Genomic DNA, 23,979 nt, shown 5'->3' with positions numbered 1-23,979 from the left:
CCGTGGCTACCATTTCCCTCTGGTACTGCCGCGTCTGCGGCCTCGACTACGACTACTCGCCCTGGGGCCCTGCCGAAGACGCACCCGACTACGGTACCTGCGAGTGTTGCGGGGCGCAGTTTGGCATCGACGATTACTCGGCTGCGGGCGCCCGGGTCCACCGCGAAAAGTGGCTGGCAGCCGGTGGCCAGTGGTTTTACCCCAAGCTGCAGCCCGCCAACTGGGACCGGGAAGCCCAGCTGGCCCAAGTGCCGGAGCAGTACTGGTAGCCGGCAATTCTTTTCTCTCTCAACGCGCTTATGCTCATTGATCTTCTGTTTGCCGTCATCTTCCTCAGCATCCCTTCGGCCCTGATAACGGGCTACATTGCCCACATGAACAACCGCTCGTTGAAGCGCTGGATGCTGTTCGGGTTCTGCGTGCCCTTTGTGGCTATTTTCGTGGTCATGGTGGTAACCTACCGCGACCAGAAGCGGGCCGGCAACCAGCCCGACGTCGACGCTTAGGACCGCCAGTTTACTCGTCAGGTGTATTGTCCAACGACTGCCACATATACTTACTGGCCAGCGTGCGGTAAGGCCGCCAGGGCTCGGCAATTTCTGTCATGCGGCGCAGTAGGGCGCGGCCGGTTTCTTCGAGGCCGTAGTGTTTGCGCATGGCGTTCTGCACGCCCAAGTCACCTTCGGGAAACACGTCGGGCTGGTCGAGGGCAAACATCTGCAGCATCTGGGCCGTCCAGCGGCCCACACCTTTGATCTGAGTCAGGTGCTGGGTAAAGGCTTCGGCTTCGAGCTGGCTGAGGTGGCCGTGGTCGAGCTGGTCGCGCTGGGCGAAGTCGGCAATGGCGCGCAGATAGCCGGCTTTCTGGCGCGAAATGCCGGCGGCCCGCAGGTCCTCGTCGGTGAGCAGCAGCAGGGCGGCCGGCTCGGGGTAGCCGTCGGGCGGAAACAGGGCCTGCACCTTGCGCCAGATGGCCGCCGCCGCTTTGGTCGAAATCTGCTGGCTGACGATGGCGCGCAGCAATGCTAGGTACAAATCTTCGTGGGGCCGGGGCGCAATGGGCCGGCCCCGGGCAATGATGCCGGCCAGCACCGGGTCGGCTTGGCGCAGGTGGGTAAGGGCGGCGGCCATTGCTGGGTCGGCGGTGGAAGTCAGGTCAGGCTCGGTCACTGTCGGAGGGGTGCGTGGGGACGGAAAAAATCTGCAGAATGTCGCCGTTGGGGGCAATGCGGGCGGCAGTGAGGGCCCGGCCGTACACGGCGCCGGTGTCGAGGTTGAGCACGTAGGCTACCGGGTCGAAATCGGGCCGGGCATCGTCGGTGGGCGTGTGGCCGATAACCTGGAGCTTGCCGATGTTGCGCAGTGGCCCGCGCCGCCACAGAATACCGTCGGGGTTGTCTTCGTCGAGCGGGTCGGGCGTATCGGCCAGGCCGGCGTGGCTCACGAATACGTGGTCATTTTCCCAGAACAAGGGCCGCTGGGCCAGCCACGGCAGGTGAGTTTTAAGCAATTCGCGCCGGTGCCCATACTGGGCAAACGTGTTGCGCCCACCCCACAGCAGCCAGTTGGGGTAGGGCCCCTGCGCTCCGTAGTGCCGCAGCATCCCGACCTCGTGGTTGCCTTTCAAAAAAATCGTCTGCTGCGGGTACTGCTCGCTCAAATTCATGGCCAGCCCAATGGTTTCGGGCGCGAAATTGCCCCGGTCCATCAGGTCGCCCACCTGGATGAGCAGCTCCTGCTGGGGCTGCCAGTGCTGCAAAAGCTCCACCAGGGTATGGTAGCAGCCGTGAACGTCGCCGATAACAAACAGATTCATAGGAGCAAGAGCGGGAGGCAGCGCGACATGGCGGACTAATGCGGGCCGCAAATGCCCTGCTGGCCGCCGGGCGCAAAGATGGGAGTTAGTTTGGAGTCGTAAGGTGTACGCAAGGCCGCGCTGCTTCGTCGCTCGAATGGCTAGCTTTGCCCCATGCCATTACGCAGAATAATTGGGCCGATCCGGGAGCTGTCGGAAAGCGGCAAGCTTTCGGGGCTGTTGCTGCTGTTAGCTACGGTGGTGTCGCTGCTCATCAGCAACTCGGGCTGGAGCGGCGCCTATCTGCATTTCTGGGAAATGCCGCTGGGCTGGCCGCCGTTGGAAAAAACTGCCGCACACTGGGTCGATGACGGCCTGATGGTCGTGTTTTTCTTTTCCGTCGGCCTGGAAATCAAGCGGGAGGTGCTCTACGGCGAGCTGACCGATTTCCGGCAGGCGCTGCTGCCCATGCTGGCGGCCGTGGGTGGGGTGGTGGTGCCGGCCGGCATCTACCTGGCCTTCAATGCCGGCACGCCCGCCAGCCACGGCTGGGCCGTGCCCACAGCCACCGATATTGCCTTTTCGTTGGGTATCCTTTCGTTGCTGGGCGAAAAGATACCGCCCGGCCTGCGCGTGTTTCTCACCGCCCTGGCCATCATCGACGATTTAATTGCGGTGCTCATCATTGCGCTCTTCTACACCGCCGAGCTGCACCTGCCGTATCTGCTGGCGGCGGGCGGTGTTTTCGCGGGGCTGGCGCTGCTCAACCGACTGAAGGTAAACATGCTGCCGCTGTACTTTCTGCTGGGGCTGGCTTTGTGGTTCTGCGTGCTCAAGTCGGGGATTCATGCCACCATTGCCGGGGTATTGCTGGCCCTCACCATTCCCACCGACGCCATCGAGAAGCTGGAAGCGGCGCTGCACAAGCCCATCAGCTACTTTATTCTGCCGGTCTTCGCCCTGGCTAACACGGCCATTGTGCTGTCGGCCGAGTCGGTGGGGGAGCTGCTGAGCCCGTTGGGGCTGGGTATCGGGCTGGCGCTGCTGCTGGGCAAGCCGCTCGGTATTTTCGGGGCCACCTGGCTTACGGTAAAGGCCGGCATTTCGAGCCTGCCGGAGCGCGTCACGTGGTATAAGCTGCTGGGTCTGGGCTTCACGGCCGGCATCGGGTTTACCATGGCCATCTTCGTGGCCAACCTGTCCTTCACCGACCCTAGTCGGATTGCGCTGGCCAAGCTGGCCGTCATTCTAGGTTCCTTCCTGGCCGCTGTTACCGGCCTCGTTGTGCTGCACCTGGCCGACAAAGCCGACGACAGTAAAGTTGCAGGGAATGGCGTGATTGAGTAACAAGGACGCAGAAAAAGACCGTCATGCCTCGACTTTACTCGGCATGACGGTCAACTTACTGTAGAAGAATACTTCCTGCCGTTTCTAGGCCGGTACGCTCAGGGCCTGTAGCGCGTGGTTTACCCGCTCTACCATCGTGTCGTCCACGTCGAGGTGAGTTACGAAGCGAATCATCTGGGGGCCAAACGAAGAAGCCCGGATACCGTGCTGCTCCAGGTGTGCCAGAAAGGTTTCGGCCCGCATTTCCTCGGTGAGACGGAAAATAACGAGGTTGGTTTCGGTGGGCAGCACCTCGGCTACATAGGGCTGCGCAGCCAGCGTAGCACCCAGCTCCCGGGCGCGGCGGTGGTCGTCGGCCAGGCGTTCCACGTTGTGCTCCAGGGCATAAATACCCGCCGCCGCCAGAATGCCGGCCTGCCGCATGCCCCCGCCCATCACCTTGCGGATACGGCGGCACTTGTGGATGAAGGCCTTGCTGCCCAGCAGCACCGAGCCCACCGGCGCGCCCAGCCCTTTCGACAGGCACACTGAAATCGAGTCGAAGTACTGGCCGTAATCGGCGGCGCTTTGGCCCGTAGCTACCAGCGCGTTGAAGATGCGGGCCCCGTCGAGGTGCAGGGCCAGGCCGCGGCGCCGGGCTACTTCGGCAATGCTGGCAATGGCATCGAGTGAGTAACAGCTGCCGCCGCCCCGGTTGCTGGTGTTTTCCAGGCAGATGAGGCTGGAGGTGGGGTAATGCACGTTGTCGGGCTGCCGGATGGCGGCTTCCACCTGCGCGGCCGTCACGCGGCCCCGGTCGCCTGGCAGCAGGGCCACCGATGCCCCCGAGTGGAAGGCAATGCCACCCACTTCCCAGAGGTAAACGTGGGCCGTCTGCTCACAAATTACCTCGCTCAGCGGCTCGGTGTGGGCCTTGATGGCAATCTGGTTGGTCATGGTGCCGGAGGGGCAGAACAGCCCGTCTTCCAGGCCGAATAGAGCGGCGGAAGATTCTTCCAGGGCCCGCACCGTGGGGTCTTCGCCGTACACGTCGTCGCCGACGGGGGCACGGAGCATAGCGTCGAGCATGGCCGCCGTGGGCCGCGTGACGGTATCAGAGCGTAAATCAATAACAGGTTCAGCCATAGTAGGGGAGCAAAGTAAAAACGGAATGACAAGGAAGAAGCAACAACTGTTTCCCGATTCAAAAATAAGACTTACTTTTGCCCCTCCTTTACAAAAAGACTTTAACCGACCCGGATATGAGCGTCACCCGACTGAAGCGGAAGCACCGCAAGAACATTGCGCGTGCCAATAACAAGCAGCGCATCATCAAGCAACTGCTTTTGACCCCCGTTCTAAAGAACGTGGACCTTGATGAACTGAAGTCCCGCTTCAACGGCGGCGCTGCTCCAGTAGCCACCGAAGCCAAAGCTGCTCCCGCAGCTAAAACCGCTACGACCCAGGCCAATGCCGAAGCATTTGACGATGCTGAAGCCGTAACCAAGCCCGTAAACGAAGACGGCCAGGAAGGCGAGCATCCCAAACCGGAAATTGCCCTCTAAATAGGCTTGCCACCCGAGTCGGTTGGCTTCTATAGATTTGAAAAAGCGCCTCTTTCCCAGGAAGGAGGCGCTTTTTTATTTTTACACGTCCTTGCCACGGCTGCGTCTCGCAAGGACATGCTTTTTTTATTCCCCTCGCCCGGCCGCTCGTGGCCCCAGCTCAATGGCCTGCAGCTGCTGCACTTTGCCATTGGCTACCTCGAAGCGCAGCATTGTCCGGACTTTGTGGAAACCGTGCATGCCGGCCGCGCCGGGGTTTAGGTGCAGCAGGCCCAGCTTGGGGTCGGGCATTACTTTGAGAATGTGGGAGTGGCCGGAAATAAACAGGCCGGGCCGCTCCTCAGTGAGCAGAGCGCGGGCAGCAGGGGAGTAGTGGCCGGGGTAGCCCCCAATGTGCGTCATAAGTACCCGCAGGCCCTCTACGTCGAAGCGTTGCACCAAGGGCTGACTCAGGCGCACGTCGCGGCCATCGATGTTGCCATACACGCCGCGCAGGGGCGCTACGGCCTCCAGGGCTTCGATTACGGCAGCCGTGCCGAAGTCGCCGGCGTGCCAGATTTCGTCGCAGCCGGCGAGGTAGTGCAGGATGCGCGCATCCCAGTAGCTGTGGGTGTCCGAAAGTAAACCGATTTTTTTCATTACTGCGTAAAAGTAGGGCCTGTCTGAGGCTTACGACGAATCCGGCTTGTTAAAATCACTGTTGGGCTACGGCCCGGCAACAGAACCGGCTGCATCCCGTATCTTGCCCATCCTTCAGGGATTTCCGTTTGCCAATATTTATGTTGTGTTTTGCAACCGACCCCGGAGCTACTTCCTCATTTCTGCCCCTCTGATTACCCTGCGATGAACGTCTTCATCAACGATATTCCGCTGATCATTAAAAAGAACAGCGAGAAGATATACAAGCACCGCTACGACCTGATTCTGAACGCGGAGGATGAGTTCAGCTCCAAGGATCTGATCGGCGACGTGCTGGTGCGCGACGTCACGGACCCCTTCATCGACCGGATTTTGCGGCTTATGGAGGTCAAGAAGCTCAAGAAGCTGAAGTCCCTGACGCTGCTGGCCCGCAAGAAGAAGCGACTCATTCTGCACCTCAAAGACCAGTTCCGCATCGTGAAGGCCGCCGGCGGCCTCGTGGTGAAGGATGGCATGGTGCTGATGATTTACCGCCTCGGCAAGTGGGATTTGCCCAAGGGCAAACTCAAAAAAGAGGAAGACCCCGGCCTGGGCGCCCTGCGCGAGGTGGAAGAGGAGTGCAACATCAAGGTGGAAATGGGCGAAGCACTGCCCAGCACCTGGCATTCCTACGCCTACAACGGCAACAAAATTCTGAAAAAAACGAATTGGTACATCATGAGCTGTACCGACGACTCACTGATGAAGCCGCAGGCCGAAGAGTACATCGAGGAAGTACGCTGGATGATGCCCCAGGAGGCCCTGGCTGTGCTCGACGAAGCTTACGCCTCCATTGCGCTGGTCGTGCGCCACTATCTGGGTGAGACGTCCGGCACGGAGCCGACGAAAGAATCAGCCAAGGAAAAATAATCTAACCCGAACTTTTGCTTATGCGCCCGTTCCGCTACTTGCCTTTCGTATTGTTGCTGAGCGGAGTTGCCGCGTGCACCGGCAGCCAGAATGCTTCCGAAAACAGTGCCCCCAAAACCGAACAGGGCACGGCCGCCAACCCTAGTCAGCTCGATTTGCCCTCGTTAGTGGGTAAAAATATCGACCAGGTGCGCCGGGCGTTGGGCACACCGCTCGAAAGCAAAGACGAGCCCATCGGCCTGGAACCCACGGCCGAGCAGATGAAGAGCACGAAAGGAGCCGACTGGATCAACACGTTCGAGAAAAGCGGCTCCACTATCGTCGTCACCTTCAACGCCAAGTCGCGCAAGGTGCTGGACATGGTACTCATCGGTTCGGATGAAGATGAGCTGATGCGCCGCGGCAACTTGGTAATGACGGCCCCGGAGTACATCGTGCTGCCCGTGCCCGACCCTAAAAACACGCAAGCCATATCGGGCGTGCGCATGGTGTCGCGCCGCTAACTGCAATAAAGACAATCATGCCGAGCAGCGCGAGACATCTCGCGTACTGATGTTGCCAGGGTAATCTGTGTACTGTTGCACGCGAGATTCCCCGGCAAGCTCGGAATGACGCGTTTGTTGCTAGCTGCCGGCTGGGGCCTCGTAGGCGGGCAGCGCAAAAGGCACAAAGTCGTCGACGTTGCCGCCGAAGCGGTGAATTTCGCGGATGATAGTGCTGCTAATGGCGGCCAGAGCCGGTGAGGTAATCAGAAACACGGTTTCCAGGTCCGGATTCATGTGGCGGTTGGCCTGAGCAATGGTGTTTTCGTACTCGAAATCGGTGGTGTTCCGCAGGCCGCGCAGCAGAAAATTGGCCCCGACGGTGCGGGCAAAGTCGGCGGTGAGGCCTTTGTAGGTTTGCACCGATACGCGCGGCTCGTCCCGGAACACGTCCTCAATCATGCCCACCATCTGCTCTACGGGCAGGTAGCGGCTCTTGCTGCTGTTGTTGCCGATGGCAATAATGATTTCGTCGAAGAGCACTGCCCCGCGCCGTACCACGTCGAGGTGGCCATTGGTAAACGGGTCAAAGGAGCCGGGGAAAAGAGCAATGCGCTTCATGCGTCGCGGAAGTTGAGTTTTGGTGCTGCGAAGGTGGTAAAAACTGCTGTCATTGCGAGCCGCTGAGGCAATCCGTCTTCTGAAATGTACTAAGCCCCTTAAGTGGAAAGCCCTTTCTCGTTGTACGGGAAAGGGCTTTTTGGTAAAAATCAGGTCATACTGCATAGAGGGCGGATTGCCACCGGCTGCGCCTCGCAGTAACACAAGGAGGGCTAGGCTACTCGCACAGGTGCAGGCTGTAGAGCTCGAAGTAGCGGTACTCGAACACGTCATTCAGCCGGTAGCTATAGGCCAGGTCAAAGGGACGGTTGCCGAAGCGGATGTTGCGGATGTACTTGCGCAGAATGGTAAACAGCTCGGAGTCGTGCATTAGGTCGCCCCACACCACAACGGCGTCCTGGTCAGGGTTGAGCTGCAACTCCTGCATTACCAGGATGGTGTAGTAAATCAGATCCTCGGGCGTGGCGAAACTGAAGACGTTGCAGAATTCCAGGCGCTTGTCGCGCACGGCCACGATGGTGACTTCCTGGTGGCCCAAACTCAGGTAAAGTCGGCGCGGGGCGGCTACTTCGCTCTGGTGAATGATGCCTTCGAGTAGCGCACTGGTCTGGTGCAGAACCCGGCCGGTAGGATACGTAGCCTGAAACCAGCGTACCAGGGCCCGTTCGGCAGCAAAGACGCTGACCAGCTCCATGCTGGAATGCATGTAGCGCCCCACGGACTCTTGGTCCGCATCCACGGTGTGGTGCAGGCGCAGGTAGGCAGCTTCGTCGCCGGGGCGAAACAGCGGGGCCGGCAGTAGCGTGAAGTGGCGGTTCTGGACGGCCAGCCGCACCTGATTCCAGTTGGTCTGGCCCAGCAAATCGTGCTCAGCGGCCAGGGCCTGAAACTGCTCAGCCCAGGAGGCTTCGGGGTTTACCGGGTAGTCTTCCAGGGCCACAAACTTATTGCGGCGAATGTCGGCCACGCCCAGGCGCAGGCCATTGGCCCCGGCCGTGAGGTAGAGGTTGCAGGCGGCCGGCGCCGCTGATTCCAGCGTTTCGTCGCGCAGCGACTGCAAAGCAACGGGCGGGGCGGGCAAAGGCAAGGTGGCGGCAGGCAAAGGGGTGGAAGACACGGCAGGACGAGCAAAAAGCGGCAATAGGGCCGTTAAAGGTACGAAAGGCCTCCGAACCGGCTAGTGCCTTTCGGAGCGTGGTAGTAAGCTTACTGAAACAGCACGTAGGGAATAAACACGTCGTCGGGGCTGATGACGTGGCGCAGAATCGGGTGAAGCTGGGTCGGCAGCAGCTCGCCCAACTGCCGGGGCGTGAGAAACGCCAGCTCCGTGAGCAACTGGGCCTCGGGCGCGTGCTCGGGGTCGGAGCCCAGGGTGGGTGTGGCGTGCTCATCCACCAGCTTTACCTCGAAAAACAGCTCCAGCGCCTGTAACGAGTCGGTTTTGAACTCGTGCAGGTGCAGGAAGCGGCCCACTGTTACTTCCAAACCGGTTTCTTCCCGAAACTCGCGGCGCAGACATTCCTGAATTGTTTCGCCGAACTGCCACCCGCCCCCGGGCGGCGACCAGAACGGCGCGCCCCCGGTTACCATGCCCCGGTGCGCGGCGAGCAGCATGGCACCCTGATGAATCAGCAGGCCGCAGACCCGCACCCGCACCTGGCCGGTGTAGGCCTGCAGAAGCGAATCGGAAAGCGTATCGGGTGTCGAGCTTGACGTTGACATATGTGAGTTGCGCAACAGGAGTTAGGAATTGGCAGGAGGCGTGGGGCGGCGGAAAATCAGCCGCCGGAACCGGCCCGCCAGATACAGCAGCAGCACGATTACCAAGCCGGCCATGATAAGCGGCAGAAATAACCCCAGCAGAGAACCGACAATGGCCAGAAAGTTTTCCAGCGTGGCCAGAATCGGGTTGCCGAAGCCGGCCGTGGTGGCCGTGGAGCCGGCCCGCAGCAGCGCCGTACCGCTCTGCACCATGCCGGCCGTGCCGCCGCCCACCAGTACGCCCAGCCCCCAGCGCACCACCGGGTCGAGGTCGGGCAGGGCGGAGGTCATCAGCAGGGTGCCAGCAATAAAGGAGGCAGGCGTCGTAATCGTGTCCAGCACGTTGTCGATGACGGGCACGTAGTAAGCCAGCATTTCGGCCACAGTAGCGGTAGCCAGCACCCCGAAAGCGGCCCAGGTACCCAGCCACGCGAAGCCTGGCGAGGGCGCCATAAAGCCGGTGAGGTAAGCCAGATTAGCGGCCAGCAGCGGTACAAATACCCGAAAGCCGCTGCACGCAGCCAGGGCCAGTCCCAGGCCCCCGGCTACCAAATATTCCAGTGTTGTCATAAGCGGAAGCCGGTTTGTGAAAGGCCGCGGCGGGAAGATACGCAAGCTGGCGGATTGCGGCTACCGTCTGCGCCCTGCGTACCTTTGCGCCATGAGCAGTACCCTGAATCCGGAAGTAAACGTCGAAACTCTTGAAGTCCGTATCCGCCGCAAGCTGGAGCGCCAGCATTTTATGCACCTCATCGGCGCCGACCTGACTACCATTGAGCCCGGCCGGGTGGTAGCCGAGCTGCAGCTAGAGCAGCAGCACCACCAGAACCTGGGGTTTGCCCACGGCGGCCTGGTAGCCACTATGGCCGACTTAGCCGCCGGCTTTGCCGCCGTTACGCTCGTACCCGACGGCACCGGCGTGGTCACGGCCGAGCTGAAAACGACGTATCTGCGCCCCGGCATCGGCCACACACTGCGGGCCGTGGGCTGGGTGCTGAAACCCGGCCGCCGCCTGCATTTCTGCGAAGCCGAGGTGTGGTGCGACGATGTGCTGATAGCCAAGGCCTCGGCTACCATGGCCGTAGTAGAGCCGCAGCAAGCAATGACAGATGCTAATAGAGCAGCTGAGCGGAAATAGTATCAGAATAGGTGCTGTTGGAGAAGAGGAAGGCTCCGCAGCGTGGTCTGCATTCGTTGCGGATATGGTGCAGTGGGCTTGTACAGGCAATTCTATTGTGCTGCTATCTTACTATGCTGAGCATGACTCATTAGCCCGTGAATTAGGGTAACTGTCCTTAATTCGACTTAATAGACACACCTTTGGGGTGAATATTATACCAGCTTGTTCTTCAGATCAGGCAGATAGTATTGCTAGGCATTGGAATTTTTCCTTAACCGGTGCCGTGGTTGCTTTCATTCAGCCTCATCAATCTGGTGCTTTACCGTTAGTGCAAATATTTGATGCAGTAAATGCGGTAGATGAAACTCTCGTACATCAAATCGAGGCATCTTTGCTGTATATGTGCAATGATGGCTATTGGCTTGAGTGGCTTCGCTTCCAACGGCCAATGGCCGAGATTTTAGCAAAAATGCAACAGCTGGTTCAGGTTCATGGCCTGCACTAATTCCAGTTTATGCTTCAGGATAACCCCCGACTCTTTTTACCTAAAAGTGCGGTTATAGCTGCGAAAGCAGCGTCCTTTCTCTTTGCCCTTTCCCTGGTGAGCTGCGGCCAGGAAAAGCCACTTCAAACCCCGCCCGAACCTGTTGCTGCGGCGCCCGAACCAGTGCTAGTACCGGCCAACGATAAAATTCTGGATTACATCGACAGTCTGCAGCTGGCCGCTACGCAGCACAAGTCGCTGGCGGCGCTGCAAAAACTGGATTCGGTGGCCTGCATCAGCGACGGATACGTGACGGAGGCGGTAGATGCGGCGGCGGCCCACATCTGGGAGCAGCAGTTTACCCTGCTGGTCAGGTACCTGCACCAACACCCCGCATCGTTGCTTCGGCACCAGCTGATTTGGGGCCTGAGTGCCGATTTGTTTGCTACCGATAATCGGGAGCAGGCCCTGAAAAGTTTTCGGGCCACGGCACTGGATAGTGCGCGCCGGGCGGGACTTTCTAAGTCCGAAATGGTGTTCTTGCACCAGATACTGAGTGAGGTCAATCCGGCCCGGCTCGATTAAACGGCCCTCGTGGCGCGCTTACCTTTTTTCCCTCTATGCTTTCTGTTCGTACCCCGTCTGTCCGCGACTATTTTGCCTTCGAACCCACCCAGGATCAGGCCACGCTGTTTCGTAAGCTCGATGAGTTCCTGAAAGATGATTTGCCGGGCCGCAAGGTGTTCGTGCTGCGCGGCTACGCCGGTACGGGCAAAACCACCGTGGTCAGTGCCCTGGTGCAGTGGCTGCACCGCATGCAGCGTAAATACACCCTGATGGCCCCCACCGGCCGCGCCGCCAAGGTGATGAGCGCCTATTCGGGCGTAGCGGCCAGCACCATTCATAAGAAAATCTACCGCCAGACCTCCGGCACGCCCTCCCAAAGCCTCTCATTTCAGCGCCAGCCCAACCGCACCACCGACACGCTCTACATCGTGGACGAGGCCTCGATGATTTCCGACGAGAAGTCGTTCGGCGAAAATGGCCTGCTCGACGACCTGATGGGTTACGTGTTTGAAAAGCCCAGCAACAAGCTGCTCGTCATCGGCGACACGGCCCAGCTGCCGCCGGTGGGCCAGCTCCTGTCGCCCGCCCTCGACCCCGAGCTGCTCGCCCACCGCTTTAAGGCCAAGGTGGATGGCGTGGAGCTGCGCCAGGTAATGCGCCAGGCCGAGGAGTCGGGCATCTTGATGAACGCCACGGCTTTGCGCGAGGAATTGCGCCAGGAAGCGCCCCACATCCAGTTTTTTACCAAAGGCTACCCCGATATTTTCCGCGTGGGTGGTGATAAGCTCGAAGACGGCTTGCGCTGGGCCTACAAGAATTTCGGGCACGAAAACACGACCATCATCTGCCGCTCCAACAAAAACGCCAACCTCTACAACCAGATGATTCGGCGCACCTTGTTTGATGCCGAGGAGGAAATTGAGGCCGGCGACTACCTGATGGTGGTGCGCAACAACTATTTCTGGCTGCCCAAAGATTCGGAAATGGGCTTTCTGGCCAACGGCGACTTCGTGCAGGTCACTAAGATTGTGCGGCGGCAGGATGAGTTCGGCTTCCGCTTTGCCGATGCCCGCGTGCGGTTCGTGGACTACCCCGACGAGGAGGAGCAGGAAGTGAAGCTGATGCTCGACACGCTGCACACCGAAAGCCCGGCTCTGCCCGCCGACCGTAGCAATGAGCTCTACAAGATTATTTCCGAGGATTACGCCCACCTCACCACCAAGAAGGACAAGAGTGCGGCCCTGCGCAAAGACCCCTACCTCAATGCGTTGCAGGTGAAATTTGCCTACGCCCTCACTTGTCACAAAGCCCAGGGCGGGCAGTGGCAGGCCGTGTTCGTCGACCACGGCTTTCTAAAGGATGAGATGGTGAACAGCGAGTTTGCGCGCTGGCTCTACACAGCCGTCACCCGCGCCTCCGACCGTCTGTTTTTGCTCAACTTCAACCAGAAGCTGGTGGGCGATGCGCCCGTGGAAAAGGACTATTAAGTAGTGGGTAAATCACATACATTGGGGATTGTGGAGGCGGCTGGCATTCTGTAGCTTGCCAACAAATTCATTTAACAAACCCCATCTTTTTCCTGTTATGAAAAGCTTACTCCTGGCCGCCCTGTGTGTGCTGCTGACGGTCACTGGTGCTTCGGCCCAAACCCGCGAAATCTACACGAGCCCCAAATTCAGTACGCTGGCTAAAGGCCACAAAACCCTGGCTGTAATGCCTTTCGTGGTGACGTTGCAGCTGCGGCCGAACGAGGTAACCAAAAACGGCGGCCCCGAGGGTGTGGCCAAGATGGAGCAGCGCGAAGGCCTCGACGTGCAAAGCGCTCTGCACTCGTATTTCCTGAAGCGTAAAGCCGAGAATGACATGACCGTGGAAGTGCAGGACCCCGCCCGCACCAACGCTATTCTGGCCCAGAACGGCGTTACGCCCGCTACCGTAGCTACCTTCACGCCCGAGCAGCTGGCCAAGTTCTTGGGGGTGGATGGCATCATTTCCGGCACCTTCACCAGCACCCAGCCCATGTCGGGCGGCGCCGCTGTAGCCATGACGATGCTCGTAGGCATGAGCGGCCCCACTAACACGGGCAAGCTGATGATCAACATCAACGACGGCGCCACCGGCGAGCTGCTCTGGAAATACGACAAGTCGTTGTCGCGCGGCTTCGGCAGCGACACGAATACCATCGTGACGACCATTATGCGCAAAGCTTCGCGTCAATTTCCTTATTCCAAGGAGTTTAAGAGCTAATGGCCGGCTGGCCGGCAGCTAGTCTTTTGCCACTTCATCGGAACCTCATACAGAAGTAGCAGGTTGTGGGTTGAAACCGGAACAGGCGGGGCGTGAAAGTTGGCAGGATAGTTGGCTCACACCCCGAAACTCTTAAATTTGTTGACCTCAACTTACTAACACAATTACCCCATGAAAAAAGCACTCATTCTGGCTTTGTCGCTTTCCATGGCGGGCCTGGCCGCTCAGGCGCAGTCGGCAGCTGTAAAGCCGGCCAACGCGCAGGAGAAAGTAGCTGGCCCGCAGATTCAGTTTGAAGAAGTGAAGTATGAGTTCGGCCCCATCAAGCAGGGCGACGTGGTAGACCATACTTTCAAGTTCAAAAACGTTGGCACCCAGCCACTGATTATTTCCAACATCGGTGTAAGCTGCGGCTGCACCACCCCCGAGTGGACCAAGGACCCGATTATGCCTGGCAAAACCGGCACTATCTCGGCCAAGTTCAACAGCGCCGGCAAAATGGGCGTGCAGAATAAAGTGCTGACCGTGGAGTCTAACTCGGCTGGCGGCAACGCCATGGTATCGTTGGTGGGTGAGGTAAGAGACGCCGCCGCGGCCAACGCCTCGCCCACGATGACCGTGGAGTCGAAGACCAACGGCGTGATGGACGAGAAGGACGCCAAGCAAAAATCCAAGATTGGCGACAACAAGATCAAAGCCAAGCGCAAGTCGTCGTAAGCATCACTTAGAGATGTAAAAAAAGGGCGTTTCGCAGCTGCGAAACGCCCTTTTTTTGTGACTGGATGCGTGTCATTGCGAGGACGCGGGCATTCCGCGCATCAAGCGGCGTCAACCCGTCCGCTGAAATGTGCCGGGCATCTTTCCCTGACAAGCTTTAATGCCGGAGCCGTGTACCGCGAAGTGGAACTTCGCGGTACACGCGAAAAGCCCTTTCCTGTTGTTACAGGAAAGGGCTTTCTGATAAAAGTGCGTGACTACCTGCGCAGAGGACGGATTGCCGCCGCTTGAGGCGCGGAATGGCTTACGCCTCGCAAGGACAGACGATTAGCACATCAGCACATTCAACCACATTCGCACATTAACCTCACACCTGCCGGGCGGCCAGCAACAAGCTGATCCAGCCGGCAATGAGCAGCAGGCCGCCCAGCGGCGCTACGGCTCCGAGCTTGGTGATGCCAGTGAAGCAAAGTGTGTAGAGCGAGCCGCTAAAGATGATAACGCCGCCCAGCCACAGCCAAGCCGTGGTACCCAAACCTTTCAGATCGGGGCGGAGGGCCAGCAGTATACCTACAGCCAGCAGCGCCAGCGCGTGGTAGAACTGGTAGCGCACGGCGGTTTCGAAGGTGTCGAAGCGGCCGGAGGCTTCCAGCATCTTGCGCAGCCCGTGCGCTCCGAAAGCCCCGATGCCCACGCCCAGGCCGCCGAGCAGCGCTGCGAGTTGAATAATAAGTCGAGCAGTCATCAGATAATTGGTGATTGTTGAAGGTTGATTGTGTTTTCAGGGAAGTTTGAGTAGACAGAACGTCATTCCGAACTTGCGGAGGAATCTTGCATGCAGTGGTAATCAAATTACTGTGGCAACGTCAGCACGCAAGATGTTTCCCGCTGCTCGACATGACGGTCTTATGTCAACAATTCAGCTCTCCACCGTCCCATAATTGCGGGCCCCAAAAATAGCGCTGCCGACGCGAATCAACGTGCTGCCTTCGGCCAGGGCCAGCTGGTAGTCGGAGCTCATACCCATCGATATTTCCCGGAAAGCCGGCTGCTGGGCAAAATAGCGGGTTTGCAGCAGCTCGAAATAGCCGCGCAGTTCGGCAAATTCCCGGCGCAACTGGGCTTCGTCGGTGGTGTTGGTGGCAATGCCCATTACGCCCGTCACCCGCACGTGGCGCATGGCCTGGTAGGCGTCCGACTGCAGCATTTCCTCGGCCTCGGCCAGGGACAGGCCGGATTTGGTTTCTTCTTCGGCGACGTGAAACTGCAGCAGGCATTCGATGACACGAGTATGCTTAGCGGCCTGTTTCTCGATTTCCTGCAGCAGCTTCAGGCTGTCGACGCTCTGAATGGTGTGCACAAACGGGGCTATGTATTTCACCTTGTTGGTTTGCAGATGCCCGATAAGGTGCCACTCAATATCAGCGGGCAGCTCAGGCTGCTTGGCTACCATTTCCTGCACCTTGTTTTCGCCAAACAGGCGGGCTCCGGCATCGTAAGCTTCCTGCAGCCGCTCTACCGGGTGGGTTTTGGTAACGGCTACCAGCCGGGCGCGGGTGCCCTGCAGCTGGTTTTCAAAGTAGCGGAGGTTATCGGCAACAGACATTCTTGTAATATGCTAATGTGGGGAATGTGCTAACGATTTTTAATGTGCGAATGTGAGTCAATGCCGTAATGTGTTAAGATGGAAATATGCAGCGCTGAACCGCCACCTTCTGACATTAATTAGCACCTCAGCACATTTCTCACATTCACCACATTAAAAATCAGTCTTCCAGAGAGTTGGTGAGGAAAGTGTTTTTCAGGCCCAGCCACAATAGCCACAGGCCTACGCACCAGAACAGGTAAATGCGGTAATAGTCTTTGGTGTTGCGGTACCGGGTCTGCTTTATTTCGGACTTTTCGTACTGGTCGATGCGGCGGAATACGCCGCGCAGGACGCCGTTGTCGGTGGCCCGGAAAAACTGCCCGTCGCCGGCCTGGGCGAGCTGGCGCATGGTGGTTTCGTCGAGCTGGGTTTCTACGAAGCGCGGGCGGCCGGTTTCGTCTTTGCCGTAGGGCACGAAGCCATCTTTGCCCAGCCCAATGGTGTAAATCTTGACGCCAAACGCGTGAGCCAGTTGGGCGGCCGTGAGCGGGTCGAGGCTGCCAGCGGTATTCTCGCCATCCGAAATTAGGATGCAGACCTTGGTGCGGCTGCGCGAGTCACGCAGGCGGTTGGTGGCCACGCCCAGGGCCGTACCGATGGCCGTGCCGTCGTTGGCAATCATGCCCAGCTTGAGGCTCTGCAGGTTTTCGCGCAGCAACTCGTAGTCGGTCGTGAGCGGGGCCAGCGAGTAAGCATCTCCGGCAAAGACGACCAGGCCGATCCGGTCGCCAGTGCGGCCGTCGATAAACTCCCGGGCCACGCGCTTGGCGGCCTCCAGGCGGTTGGGCTGCAAGTCCTGTAGCTCCATCGACGACGACACATCCACGAGCAGCAGAATGTCGATGCCCTGGCCGGTTTGCACCACCCGCTCGTCGGTGCGCTGGGGGCGGGCCAGGGCCACGATGCCGAAAGCCAGACTCAGTCCCAGCACAACGTCGGGCAGGAAGCGCAGCATGGCGCTGTAGTCGTGGCGCAGCTGGCCAGCCACGAAAGCCACACCCAGGCGGGGCCGGCGGCGGTGCACCAGCAGCCAGCGCACGACGAACAGGAGCGGAATCAGGAAGATGAGCAGCAGCAGGCGCGGCTGCTGCCAGGTGTAGCTCGTGAGCGTGGCATAGCGCAGCCCGTCTAGAACAGGGGCCAGGAAGCGTTGCCAGAGCTGATTCATGCGGGAAAATTAGGAGAAGCGAATGGGCAAGTTACGCCCGTAAGCTGGCCGCTACCAAGTCGTAGCGGCGCTCGGCGAAGTTGCGCAGCAATTCGAAGGCCATATCGGTTTCGGCTTCTTCCTCGCTGAACTGGTTGCCGTAGATGACCCGGTCGGTGATGTGCAGCGCCGTTTTTACGTCGTGGTCGTTTTCATAGTGCGCTACTATTTCCCTGGTGGTCAGGCTGCTGATAGTGTTGTCTTCGAGGCCGGTAAGGTAGTTTTTCCAGAGAGTAATAGCGCGCTCCATGTTGGTAAGGGAGCGGGAGAGCGTAAAACGCTCGATGTGGCGGGCGTATTGAGCCAGAAAATACACGTGGTTTTTGCGCAGGCGGTAGCGCTGGTAGCGCTTGCGCAAATGTCGCCGGAAGCCCAGAAACAAGCTGACCAATAGCAGCCCCAGCAGCCCCGCACCCGCCAACCAATAGGGGTAGTTGAACTGCGTAGGCACCGGCAGCGGCGTGGTATTCTGGCGCAGTACCGGTGCTTCTGCACCCGTAGCCGTAGCTGCGGCCGTGCGCTGCAGCCGCACTGTGGCCGTGGTACTGCGTACCGTCAGCGTGTCGTTGCCCTGCAGCAGCGTCACGGGCAAGCTCAAGCTTTGTACCGAATCGAGGGCAAACGTGCGCAGGTGGTACACGGAACGGTCGAGGCTCTGGCCGCCGCGGGTGCGGGTGGGGTAGAAGGTTTTGCCCACGTACTCGAAGGGCTTAAACTCAGCCGTGGAGTCGGGGAAGATAACCTCCCGATCGGGTGCGTGGGTATAGCTCAGCTCGTAGTCTACTATTTTGCCCACGAGCGTGGTAGGCCGCAGAAAGTGACCCTGTGGCTCCTGCGTGGGTTCGGCAGTAGCGGCTGCGGCCGCGCCGGCCCCGAGCAGCGCCAGCAGGAGCCCGGAAAAAAGTGTAGTGGCCTGCCGCATCCTACGCCCGGCCGCCCCGCTGATTACGCCGCCGGAATAGCCGCACCAGCTGCGGCACAAAATCGGTATCGGTGGCAATGGACAGGTATTCGGTGCGGTGGCGGCGGCAGATCTGGCCGATCTGCTCCCGGTTTTGCTCGTAGGTGGCCCGGTACCGCTTCCGAAATGCCTCAGCCGAGGTATTGACCCACACCGTGCGGCCGGTTTCCTGGTCGAGCAGCGGCACGATGCCCAGGGGTGGAAATTCCTGTTCCCGCTTGTCGAGCAGCTGCAGCACAATCAAATCGTGCTTACGGGCCAGCATCGTCAGCTCCCGCTCGTAGTTGGTGTCGATGAAATCGGAGATGAGCAGGATAATACTGCGGCGCTTGAGCAGCCCCAGGGCCTGCTTAATACCGGTGCCGACGGCCGTTTGGCGGGAGCGAGGCTCCAACTCAAACAGCCGCTTGATGAGCGTGTAGGCATGCCGGATGCCTTTGCCGGGGGCCAGGTACATTTCCTTTTGGCTGGAAAAAGCCAAAATGCCGAGCTGGGCATCCTGACGGGCGGCAGCCAAAGCCAGAATACCGCATATTTCACGACCCACATCCAATTTGCGGCGGCCTTCGGCCCCAACTTGTTGGGAGGCACTCACGTCGAGCAGCAATAAAACCGACTGTTCCCGTTCTTCCTTGTAGGTTTTCACGAAAGTGCCGTGGCCCTTGCTGGATACGGCCCAGTCGATGGCCCGCACCTCGTCGCCGTACTGGTAGAGGCGCACATCGTCAAATTCGAGGCCGGTGCCTTTAAAAACGGAATGAAAATCGCCCTGCAACTGGGCGTCGGCCGCCTTCAGAATGCGAATTTCCATCTGCCGGAGCTTCCGGACAAGTTGTTGGAAAGGAGTGGCGGCCGGTGAATTCATTTCAGCTAAACTACGGGTTCCTCCTAACTTTGCGAGCGTGAAAAAGCTACCTATCTGCCTGGCCTTGATTCTGAGCGTGTTGCTGGCCGCCTGCCAGCGGCCCGAAGAGGCTGTGCCGCCGCCATCGTTGCTGCCCAAGGAGAAAATGATTCAGATGCTGGTAGAGGTGCACCTGAACGAAAGCCGCGTGGAAGGGGCGCAGCTCCGGGCCGACTCGGCGCAGGCATTGTTCAATCAGCTCCAGAAAGCTATGTTCTGGCGTTACGAGGTAACCGACTCGGCCTTCTGGCAGAGCTACCGCTACTATGCCGTGCACGACAAAGACCTCGACGAAATGTACGGCATCGTGCTCGACAGCCTTGCTATGCGCAAGATTAAGCTGCAAAGTCCGCCGGCGCCATAGCTACTGACTGACTTAGGCCAGCCGGCTGCCGTTGGGCACGGGGCCGGCCAGAGTCGTGAGTACGATGTGGCCCGCGGCGTCAGGGGCCCCGGTTACCAGCACCTCCGAGCGAAACGGCCCAATTTGCTTCACCGGAAAGTTGACCACGCACAGCACCTGCCGCCCCACGAGGCTGGCCGGAGAATAATGGTGGGTAATCTGGGCGCTGGAGCGTTTTTGGCCAATTTCGGGCCCCAAATCAATTAGCAGTTGGTAGGCAGGCTTACGGGCCTGGGGAAACTCGCGGGCTTCGAGAATAGTACCCACGCGCATATCGACGCGCTCAAAGTCGGCCCAGGAAATAGGAGGTGCAGGGTTCATAGCCGCAACTTAGCACAGAACAGCGTCTCTTCGTCCGCACTGTTGCTTATGGCTTGGACGCAAACTTCTCCAACAAGGCTAGGCGCTGCTGCACCTGCGTTTCCCAGTAGAGCTGCTTGGCCGCGTTCAGGCTGTGGTTGGTTTCCTGGTCGTAGCGGGCCGTTTCGCGCTTCCAGGCCGAAAAAGTAGCGTTAGATAAGTTTTGAAACGCCGGCTGCAGATGCTCACAATCGAACTTAAGAATGCTGAGCTTCTGGCGCATCATGCGGGCGTGTAGCTCGGTGAGGTCGAAATGGAGCTGCTCGTGGCGCAGCAGGGCCGGGGAGGCCTTGGCCGGGTCGCGCACCCACGACTCGCTGGGAATGAATACGGCCTTCACGTCGGCTTCAAACACGTAGTCCTTGCAGCCGATCTGAGCATCAATGGTGGCGGCCGTCAGGGCGGCCATCTGCTCAATGGGCTGGGGCTTGCTTTTAAAGTCGGCCCAAGTCAGGCGGCGCGTAGCCGACCACGGGATTTTCTCACCCGGAGGCTTCGTATCCGCCGCCCGCGTTTCGGGTAGGGTGGAGGAAGTCGGCAGCAAAAGCAGCAGGGACAGGATGTAAGAAAGGAAAAGCATGAAAAAGGCGGTAAAATTCAATTTTAGGCCAGCAAGATAGGCCGCAGAAAACAAACTGTTTCCGCCACTTTTCAATTCCGAATTAGCTGAAAATACCTGAACCGCCGCTGCTAACTAGCGGCTGGCCAACGAGGCCGGAACCGGAGCAGCCAAGGCCGCACTGTGCTGGCGGAAGCGCCAGAGCAACATACCCGCCACCAACGAAAGACCAGTAAGTAGGCCAATCCAGACGCCGGTAGCGCCCAGGCCCCGGTGGAAGCCGAGCCAGTAGCCGAAGGGCAGCGCAATGGCCCAATAGGCCAGCAACGACACGATAGAAGGAATTTTAACGTCTTCCAACCCGCGCAACGCCCCCAGCCCCACCACCTGCAGGCCGTCCGAAATCTGGAACAGGGCGGCAATGAGCAGCAGTAGGGAGGCCTGGGCTACTACCTGTGGGTCGTGGTTGTAGAAGTGTGGAATCAGGCCACGGCCCACGATGAGCAGCAGCGCCATGGTGCTCATAAACAGGAAGGTGATAAGGTAGGCCGTAAAGCCCGCCTGCCGGGCTCCGTAGGCGTCGCCGTGTCCCCGAAAATTACCAACCCGGATGGTAGCCGCCGCGCCGATGCCGCTAGCCGCCATGTAGGTAACGGAGGCCACATTGATGGCAATTTGGTGGGCGGCCAGCGAAGTAGCACCCAGCCACCCAATCATAATGGCCGAGAAGCTGAACGCGCCCATTTCGAACATCATCTGCACCCCGATAGGCGCCCCCAAACCCAGCAAACGGCGAATAGTAGCGCCATCGGGCCGGAGCCAGTGGGTGGCCGCGGCGCGGTAGGGAGCCAGCCGCTGGGCCCGCAGCACGTAGGTAGCCATGAACCCGGCCATCAGAATACGGGCGACGAGCGTGGCCCAGGCGGCGCCCATCATACCCAGCTTGGGGGCCCCGAAGTGACCGAAAATCAGTAGGTAGCACAGCAGCGCGTTTACCACGTTGGCCAAGATCGACAGCGTCATGGCTTGGCGGGTGAGGCCCAGTCCTTCGGCAAACTGCTTGAAGCCCTGAAAAATCATGAGTGGCAGCAGCGACACGAACAGCACCCGCACCCAGGGCGCGGCCAGGGCTACTACCTCGGCGGGCTGGTCGAGGTACTTCAGAAACGGAGCCACCAGAAAACCCACCCCGGCCAGCAAGAGTCCGGCTACGGCACTGAGCCACACCCCGCCGGTGAGCAGGCGGCCCAGGGCCGGCACGTCGCGCTTGCCGTCGGCGGCGGCTACCAGCGGCGTAATGGCAAAGGAGATGCCCATACCGAAAATCATGACCACCGTGTTGACGCTGACACCCAACGACACGGCCGCCAGCGGTATTTTGCCGGTCTGGCCCACCATCACACTGTCGCACACGCTCACCATAATGTGGCCCAGTTGGCTCAATACCACCGGGTAGGCCAGTAGTAAGGTGGGTTTGATGTGCGGGCGAATCGAGGCAAGTGGCATAGGGCAGGGGAAAACGAGGCGCAAAGGTACGACACCCACCCCGGCCGCCGGCCAACAAACCGGAAAATGGCGACCTACAACCCGGCCAGCACGGCCGCCACGCGGCGCAGCGCCTCGCGCAGCAGCGGCTCGGGTACGGCGTAGGAAAGCCGGAAAAAGCCCGGGGCTCTGCAACTGCTGCCATCCACTACCTCCACGCCGCCCGCCCGCAGCCGTGCTACCAGCTCGGCCGAAGCCGCTGCCGGCTCCAGCGCCGAGTTTAGGTGCTTTCGGAAGTCGGGGAAGGCGTAGTAGGTGCCGGCCGGCATAGCGCTGCTCACCCCGGGCAGGGCCGCCAGCGCGGTACCCATCAGCTCCCGGTTGGCGGCCAGCCCGGTGCACAGCTCCTGGCTAACAGCTGCCGCGTTTTCAGTAGCCGCCTGGGCCGCCACCTGCGACAGAGCCGCTACGGCCGCTGTAGTGGCAAACTGCCAGGCCGCACACTGCCGGGCTACGGCGGCCGGAGCCACTAGGTAGCCCACGCTCCAGCCAATAAGGGCCAGCGACTTAGAATACCCACTGACTACTAGGTGCTGATTGAGCGGGTCTGCAAATTCCAACAGGGAAGTTACCGGTTCGGGGTCGAAACTGATACCGTCGTAGATTTCATCGGAAAGCACCAGCAGGTTGGGCCACTGCCGGGTGATTTGCAGCACAGCGGCCAGCTCGGCCCGGGTGTAGATGCGGCCGGTCGGGTTGTTGGGGTTGCTCAGCAGCAGAATGCGGGTACGGGGCGTGAGGGCGGCCTGCAGCGCGGCCGGTTCCAATGCATAATCGGTGGCTGGATCCAGGGGCAGGGTGCGGAGCGTGCCGCCGGCTTTTTCCACCAAGCCCGCAAAACCAAACCAGTTGGGTGTCGGTAGCAGCACTTCGTCGCCGGGCCGCAGCAGGGCTTTGAACAAAGCAAACAGGGCCGGTTTGGCCCCGGCCGTCACTACTACCTGTTCTGGCTGCACTGTGCCGCCGCGTTGCTGATAACGCCCGGCAATGGCGGCGCGCAAGCCCGGCAGCCCCTCGATGGAGCTTAGGGGCAACGCGCCGGCCTGCAAAGCTTCAGTGGCTCGTTGGAGGGCTACCGGGGGCGGCAAAAAATGACCGTACCCCGAGGCCAAACTGATAAGATCGGGAAAGGAAGACATCATCCGTGCTGCAATGCTACGACTGAGGAGCCAGCACGACGTCGGCAAAATAGTCGTGGGTATCGGTGAAGAAATGCTGCACGGCCAAGCCGGCTTCGGCAGCCAGCTGCCCAATGAGGGTGCGGGTAAATTTGTAGGAGTTTTCGGTGTGAATAACCTCCCAGGCGTTGAAATCAAAGCTTTGCTGCAACGCTTCCACCCGCACCTGCTGCTGCCGGGTGCTCACCAGAAAAGAGCGCACGGCCCCACTGAGCGGGTCATAATCGGTGTAGTGCTGCCAGTAATCCAGCTCAAAGTCGGCGCCTAGCTCCCGGTTCAGGCGGGTCAGCAGGTTCAGGTTGAAAGCCGCCGTTACGCCCTGCGTGTCGTCGTAGGCGGCCCGAATCTGGCGCGGGTCCTTCTGTAGGTCAAAGCCGATGAGGAGCCGGTCGTTGGCCGTGAGGGGGTGGGCCAGCTTACTGAGGAAGTCGCGCCGGTCAGCGGGCAGGAAGTTGCCGATGTTGGAGCCCAGAAACAGCACGGCTTTGCGACCGGGCCGGGAGGCCATCAGCGTGAGGGCCGTGGCGTAGTCCGTTACCTGGGGCTCGACTTGCAGCGTGGGCAACTCCTGGCTCAGGCTGGCCACTAGCCCCTCCAGCGCGGCACCCGAAATATCAACCGGCACATAGGTGAAATTGGCTCCAGTTTCGAGCAGGTGACGCAGCAATATCTTGGTTTTTAGCCCGTCGCCGGCGCCCAGCTCCAGCAAAAAAAACGGCTCGTCGGGTGTGCTCGGGCGTAGGGCGGCCCCAATGGCAACCTGGTGCGCCTCGAGCAGATCAAACTCGGTGCGGGTCGGGTAATACTCGGGCAGAGCCATAATCTGCTGGAAAAGCCGGCTGCCTTCGTCGTCGTAGAAGTACATCGACGACAAGGTTTTAGGCGAGCGGCTCAGGCCCTGGGCAACGTGCCGGGCCAGGTCGGAGGAAACCGCCGGAGTGAGAGTAGGAGCAGACATGGAGAGGAAACGGTGGGTAAGAG

The 23,979-nt window shown here is 59.9% G+C and carries 31 protein-coding genes; 13 read left to right on the top strand and 18 right to left on the bottom strand.

Features of this window, described 5'->3' with window-relative positions:
- Window positions 1–2: 2 nt before the first annotated feature.
- Entirely contained in the window at window positions 3–269 is a 267-nt protein-coding gene (locus LGH74_RS13725; RefSeq protein ID WP_226176547.1) for a hypothetical protein, read from the top strand.
- 30 nt (window positions 270–299) lie between these two features.
- Window positions 300–506 (top strand): CHASE3 domain-containing protein, encoded by a 207-nt coding sequence (locus LGH74_RS13720; RefSeq protein WP_226176546.1) that lies wholly within the window; start codon window positions 300–302, stop codon window positions 504–506.
- A 10-nt stretch (window positions 507–516) separates the two neighbouring features.
- On the opposite strand, the gene LGH74_RS13715 is transcribed toward LGH74_RS13720, so the two are convergent.
- Both LGH74_RS13715 and LGH74_RS13710 read right to left on the bottom strand, forming a co-directional pair.
- Window positions 517–1,170 (bottom strand): DNA-3-methyladenine glycosylase family protein, encoded by a 654-nt coding sequence (locus LGH74_RS13715; protein ID WP_348532996.1) that lies wholly within the window; start codon window positions 1,168–1,170, stop codon window positions 517–519.
- Window positions 1,157–1,816, bottom strand: coding sequence for a metallophosphoesterase family protein (locus LGH74_RS13710; RefSeq protein WP_226176545.1), 660 nt, complete (start codon window positions 1,814–1,816; stop codon window positions 1,157–1,159). The genes LGH74_RS13715 and LGH74_RS13710 overlap by 14 nt, the downstream gene beginning before the upstream one ends.
- A 153-nt stretch (window positions 1,817–1,969) precedes the next feature.
- On the opposite strand from LGH74_RS13710, the gene nhaA reads away from it, so the two are divergent.
- Entirely contained in the window at window positions 1,970–3,142 is a 1,173-nt protein-coding gene (gene nhaA, locus LGH74_RS13705) for a Na+/H+ antiporter NhaA (RefSeq protein WP_226176544.1), read from the top strand.
- A gap of 84 nt (window positions 3,143–3,226) precedes the next feature.
- Here nhaA and ltaE read toward each other — a convergent pair whose 3' ends face one another.
- Window positions 3,227–4,267, bottom strand: a complete 1,041-nt coding sequence (ltaE, locus tag LGH74_RS13700) for a low-specificity L-threonine aldolase (RefSeq protein WP_226176543.1) — start codon at window positions 4,265–4,267, stop codon at window positions 3,227–3,229.
- Between the two features lie 116 nt (window positions 4,268–4,383).
- On the opposite strand from ltaE, the gene LGH74_RS13695 reads away from it, so the two are divergent.
- Window positions 4,384–4,686 carry a hypothetical protein gene (locus tag LGH74_RS13695; RefSeq protein WP_226176541.1) on the top strand — a complete coding sequence of 101 codons (303 nt, stop codon included), beginning with the start codon at window positions 4,384–4,386 and terminating at the stop codon, window positions 4,684–4,686.
- Window positions 4,687–4,812: 126 nt separating this feature from the next.
- Here the strand turns inward: LGH74_RS13695 and LGH74_RS13690 are convergent, their stop codons facing one another.
- Window positions 4,813–5,325 carry a metallophosphoesterase family protein gene (locus LGH74_RS13690; protein WP_226176540.1) on the bottom strand — a complete coding sequence of 171 codons (513 nt, stop codon included), beginning with the start codon at window positions 5,323–5,325 and terminating at the stop codon, window positions 4,813–4,815.
- Window positions 5,326–5,529: 204 nt separating this feature from the next.
- Here LGH74_RS13690 and LGH74_RS13685 point away from each other — a divergent pair, with 204 nt between their 5' ends.
- Both LGH74_RS13685 and LGH74_RS13680 read left to right on the top strand, forming a co-directional pair.
- On the top strand, window positions 5,530–6,234 hold the full coding sequence (locus LGH74_RS13685; RefSeq protein ID WP_226176539.1) for an NUDIX hydrolase: 705 nt from the start codon (window positions 5,530–5,532) through the stop codon (window positions 6,232–6,234).
- 20 nt (window positions 6,235–6,254) lie between these two features.
- The gene (locus LGH74_RS13680; protein WP_226176538.1) at window positions 6,255–6,737 is read left to right on the top strand and encodes a hypothetical protein; all 483 of its coding nucleotides are present in this window, start codon (window positions 6,255–6,257) and stop codon (window positions 6,735–6,737) included.
- Between the two features lie 120 nt (window positions 6,738–6,857).
- Here LGH74_RS13680 and coaD read toward each other — a convergent pair whose 3' ends face one another.
- The 4 genes from coaD to LGH74_RS13660 all read right to left on the bottom strand — a co-directional run bounded on the left by coaD (window position 6,858) and on the right by LGH74_RS13660 (window position 9,668).
- Entirely contained in the window at window positions 6,858–7,337 is a 480-nt protein-coding gene (coaD, locus tag LGH74_RS13675; protein ID WP_226176537.1) for a pantetheine-phosphate adenylyltransferase, read from the bottom strand.
- Between the two features lie 217 nt (window positions 7,338–7,554).
- Window positions 7,555–8,454: a DUF3822 family protein gene (locus LGH74_RS13670; RefSeq protein WP_226176536.1), complete on the bottom strand. Its 900-nt coding sequence runs from the start codon at window positions 8,452–8,454 to the stop codon at window positions 7,555–7,557.
- An 89-nt stretch (window positions 8,455–8,543) separates the two neighbouring features.
- Window positions 8,544–9,059, bottom strand: a complete 516-nt coding sequence (locus tag LGH74_RS13665; protein ID WP_226176535.1) for an NUDIX domain-containing protein — start codon at window positions 9,057–9,059, stop codon at window positions 8,544–8,546.
- Window positions 9,060–9,080: 21 nt separating this feature from the next.
- Window positions 9,081–9,668, bottom strand: a complete 588-nt coding sequence (locus tag LGH74_RS13660) for a DUF4126 domain-containing protein (RefSeq protein WP_226176534.1) — start codon at window positions 9,666–9,668, stop codon at window positions 9,081–9,083.
- A gap of 91 nt (window positions 9,669–9,759) precedes the next feature.
- Here LGH74_RS13660 and LGH74_RS13655 point away from each other — a divergent pair, with 91 nt between their 5' ends.
- From LGH74_RS13655 to LGH74_RS13630, 6 genes are all read left to right on the top strand, one after another.
- Complete coding sequence (locus tag LGH74_RS13655; protein ID WP_226176532.1) at window positions 9,760–10,236, top strand: PaaI family thioesterase; 477 nt, start codon at window positions 9,760–9,762, stop codon at window positions 10,234–10,236.
- A gap of 187 nt (window positions 10,237–10,423) precedes the next feature.
- On the top strand, window positions 10,424–10,723 hold the full coding sequence (locus LGH74_RS13650; RefSeq protein WP_226176531.1) for a hypothetical protein: 300 nt from the start codon (window positions 10,424–10,426) through the stop codon (window positions 10,721–10,723).
- Between the two features lie 162 nt (window positions 10,724–10,885).
- On the top strand, window positions 10,886–11,287 hold the full coding sequence (locus LGH74_RS13645; protein ID WP_226176530.1) for a hypothetical protein: 402 nt from the start codon (window positions 10,886–10,888) through the stop codon (window positions 11,285–11,287).
- A 35-nt stretch (window positions 11,288–11,322) separates the two neighbouring features.
- Entirely contained in the window at window positions 11,323–12,756 is a 1,434-nt protein-coding gene (locus tag LGH74_RS13640; RefSeq protein WP_226176529.1) for an ATP-dependent DNA helicase, read from the top strand.
- A 97-nt stretch (window positions 12,757–12,853) separates the two neighbouring features.
- Window positions 12,854–13,516, top strand: a complete 663-nt coding sequence (locus tag LGH74_RS13635) for a DUF4136 domain-containing protein (RefSeq protein WP_226176528.1) — start codon at window positions 12,854–12,856, stop codon at window positions 13,514–13,516.
- Window positions 13,517–13,687: 171 nt separating this feature from the next.
- Entirely contained in the window at window positions 13,688–14,233 is a 546-nt protein-coding gene (locus tag LGH74_RS13630) for a DUF1573 domain-containing protein (protein WP_226176527.1), read from the top strand.
- 367 nt (window positions 14,234–14,600) lie between these two features.
- On the opposite strand, the gene LGH74_RS13625 is transcribed toward LGH74_RS13630, so the two are convergent.
- The 5 genes from LGH74_RS13625 to LGH74_RS13605 form a co-directional block, all read right to left on the bottom strand.
- Window positions 14,601–14,978 (bottom strand): DUF423 domain-containing protein, encoded by a 378-nt coding sequence (locus tag LGH74_RS13625; RefSeq protein WP_226176526.1) that lies wholly within the window; start codon window positions 14,976–14,978, stop codon window positions 14,601–14,603.
- A gap of 174 nt (window positions 14,979–15,152) precedes the next feature.
- The gene (locus LGH74_RS13620) at window positions 15,153–15,839 is read right to left on the bottom strand and encodes a YggS family pyridoxal phosphate-dependent enzyme (protein WP_226176525.1); all 687 of its coding nucleotides are present in this window, start codon (window positions 15,837–15,839) and stop codon (window positions 15,153–15,155) included.
- 160 nt (window positions 15,840–15,999) lie between these two features.
- Window positions 16,000–17,049: a vWA domain-containing protein gene (locus tag LGH74_RS13615; protein ID WP_226176524.1), complete on the bottom strand. Its 1,050-nt coding sequence runs from the start codon at window positions 17,047–17,049 to the stop codon at window positions 16,000–16,002.
- Between the two features lie 31 nt (window positions 17,050–17,080).
- Window positions 17,081–18,010, bottom strand: a complete 930-nt coding sequence (locus LGH74_RS13610) for a hypothetical protein (protein ID WP_226176523.1) — start codon at window positions 18,008–18,010, stop codon at window positions 17,081–17,083.
- A 1-nt stretch (window position 18,011) separates the two neighbouring features.
- Window positions 18,012–18,860 (bottom strand): DUF58 domain-containing protein, encoded by an 849-nt coding sequence (locus tag LGH74_RS13605; protein WP_226176522.1) that lies wholly within the window; start codon window positions 18,858–18,860, stop codon window positions 18,012–18,014.
- A 91-nt stretch (window positions 18,861–18,951) separates the two neighbouring features.
- Between LGH74_RS13605 and LGH74_RS13600 the strand changes: the two genes are divergently transcribed.
- On the top strand, window positions 18,952–19,317 hold the full coding sequence (locus tag LGH74_RS13600; protein ID WP_226176520.1) for a DUF4296 domain-containing protein: 366 nt from the start codon (window positions 18,952–18,954) through the stop codon (window positions 19,315–19,317).
- A gap of 12 nt (window positions 19,318–19,329) precedes the next feature.
- Here LGH74_RS13600 and LGH74_RS13595 read toward each other — a convergent pair whose 3' ends face one another.
- The 5 genes from LGH74_RS13595 to egtD all read right to left on the bottom strand — a co-directional run bounded on the left by LGH74_RS13595 (window position 19,330) and on the right by egtD (window position 23,956).
- Window positions 19,330–19,677: a tRNA-binding protein gene (locus LGH74_RS13595; protein WP_226176518.1), complete on the bottom strand. Its 348-nt coding sequence runs from the start codon at window positions 19,675–19,677 to the stop codon at window positions 19,330–19,332.
- A gap of 46 nt (window positions 19,678–19,723) precedes the next feature.
- Window positions 19,724–20,296: a DUF922 domain-containing protein gene (locus LGH74_RS13590; RefSeq protein WP_226176517.1), complete on the bottom strand. Its 573-nt coding sequence runs from the start codon at window positions 20,294–20,296 to the stop codon at window positions 19,724–19,726.
- 114 nt (window positions 20,297–20,410) lie between these two features.
- Window positions 20,411–21,781, bottom strand: a complete 1,371-nt coding sequence (locus LGH74_RS13585; RefSeq protein ID WP_226176516.1) for an MATE family efflux transporter — start codon at window positions 21,779–21,781, stop codon at window positions 20,411–20,413.
- A 74-nt stretch (window positions 21,782–21,855) separates the two neighbouring features.
- Window positions 21,856–22,962: a pyridoxal phosphate-dependent aminotransferase gene (locus tag LGH74_RS13580; RefSeq protein ID WP_226176515.1), complete on the bottom strand. Its 1,107-nt coding sequence runs from the start codon at window positions 22,960–22,962 to the stop codon at window positions 21,856–21,858.
- 13 nt (window positions 22,963–22,975) lie between these two features.
- Window positions 22,976–23,956 (bottom strand): L-histidine N(alpha)-methyltransferase, encoded by a 981-nt coding sequence (gene egtD, locus LGH74_RS13575; RefSeq protein WP_226176514.1) that lies wholly within the window; start codon window positions 23,954–23,956, stop codon window positions 22,976–22,978.
- Window positions 23,957–23,979: the final 23 nt, after the last annotated feature.

This window comes from Hymenobacter lucidus (assembly GCF_020447265.1).
GTDB classification, from domain to species: domain Bacteria; phylum Bacteroidota; class Bacteroidia; order Cytophagales; family Hymenobacteraceae; genus Hymenobacter; species Hymenobacter lucidus.
Note: the sequence above shows the minus strand (reverse complement) of the source record. Positions and strands in the feature narration are given on the sequence as shown.

Coding starts and splice junctions, on each gene's coding strand:
- LGH74_RS13635 (WP_226176528.1), top strand. CDS start 12,854: ATGAAAAGCTTACTCCTGGCCGCCCTGTGTGTGCTGCTGACGGTCACT.
- LGH74_RS13685 (WP_226176539.1), top strand. CDS start 5,530: ATGAACGTCTTCATCAACGATATTCCGCTGATCATTAAAAAGAACAGC.
- LGH74_RS13625 (WP_226176526.1), bottom strand. CDS start 14,978: ATGACTGCTCGACTTATTATTCAACTCGCAGCGCTGCTCGGCGGCCTG.
- LGH74_RS13615 (WP_226176524.1), bottom strand. CDS start 17,049: ATGAATCAGCTCTGGCAACGCTTCCTGGCCCCTGTTCTAGACGGGCTG.
- LGH74_RS13580 (WP_226176515.1), bottom strand. CDS start 22,962: ATGATGTCTTCCTTTCCCGATCTTATCAGTTTGGCCTCGGGGTACGGT.
- ltaE (WP_226176543.1), bottom strand. CDS start 4,267: ATGGCTGAACCTGTTATTGATTTACGCTCTGATACCGTCACGCGGCCC.
- LGH74_RS13660 (WP_226176534.1), bottom strand. CDS start 9,668: ATGACAACACTGGAATATTTGGTAGCCGGGGGCCTGGGACTGGCCCTG.
- LGH74_RS13690 (WP_226176540.1), bottom strand. CDS start 5,325: ATGAAAAAAATCGGTTTACTTTCGGACACCCACAGCTACTGGGATGCG.
- LGH74_RS13595 (WP_226176518.1), bottom strand. CDS start 19,677: ATGAACCCTGCACCTCCTATTTCCTGGGCCGACTTTGAGCGCGTCGAT.
- LGH74_RS13585 (WP_226176516.1), bottom strand. CDS start 21,781: ATGCCACTTGCCTCGATTCGCCCGCACATCAAACCCACCTTACTACTG.
- LGH74_RS13720 (WP_226176546.1), top strand. CDS start 300: ATGCTCATTGATCTTCTGTTTGCCGTCATCTTCCTCAGCATCCCTTCG.
- egtD (WP_226176514.1), bottom strand. CDS start 23,956: ATGTCTGCTCCTACTCTCACTCCGGCGGTTTCCTCCGACCTGGCCCGG.
- LGH74_RS13605 (WP_226176522.1), bottom strand. CDS start 18,860: ATGGAAATTCGCATTCTGAAGGCGGCCGACGCCCAGTTGCAGGGCGAT.
- LGH74_RS13655 (WP_226176532.1), top strand. CDS start 9,760: ATGAGCAGTACCCTGAATCCGGAAGTAAACGTCGAAACTCTTGAAGTC.
- LGH74_RS13620 (WP_226176525.1), bottom strand. CDS start 15,839: ATGTCTGTTGCCGATAACCTCCGCTACTTTGAAAACCAGCTGCAGGGC.
- LGH74_RS13710 (WP_226176545.1), bottom strand. CDS start 1,816: ATGAATCTGTTTGTTATCGGCGACGTTCACGGCTGCTACCATACCCTG.
- nhaA (WP_226176544.1), top strand. CDS start 1,970: ATGCCATTACGCAGAATAATTGGGCCGATCCGGGAGCTGTCGGAAAGC.
- LGH74_RS13665 (WP_226176535.1), bottom strand. CDS start 9,059: ATGTCAACGTCAAGCTCGACACCCGATACGCTTTCCGATTCGCTTCTG.
- LGH74_RS13630 (WP_226176527.1), top strand. CDS start 13,688: ATGAAAAAAGCACTCATTCTGGCTTTGTCGCTTTCCATGGCGGGCCTG.
- LGH74_RS13695 (WP_226176541.1), top strand. CDS start 4,384: ATGAGCGTCACCCGACTGAAGCGGAAGCACCGCAAGAACATTGCGCGT.
- coaD (WP_226176537.1), bottom strand. CDS start 7,337: ATGAAGCGCATTGCTCTTTTCCCCGGCTCCTTTGACCCGTTTACCAAT.
- LGH74_RS13680 (WP_226176538.1), top strand. CDS start 6,255: ATGCGCCCGTTCCGCTACTTGCCTTTCGTATTGTTGCTGAGCGGAGTT.
- LGH74_RS13610 (WP_226176523.1), bottom strand. CDS start 18,010: ATGCGGCAGGCCACTACACTTTTTTCCGGGCTCCTGCTGGCGCTGCTC.
- LGH74_RS13640 (WP_226176529.1), top strand. CDS start 11,323: ATGCTTTCTGTTCGTACCCCGTCTGTCCGCGACTATTTTGCCTTCGAA.
- LGH74_RS13590 (WP_226176517.1), bottom strand. CDS start 20,296: ATGCTTTTCCTTTCTTACATCCTGTCCCTGCTGCTTTTGCTGCCGACT.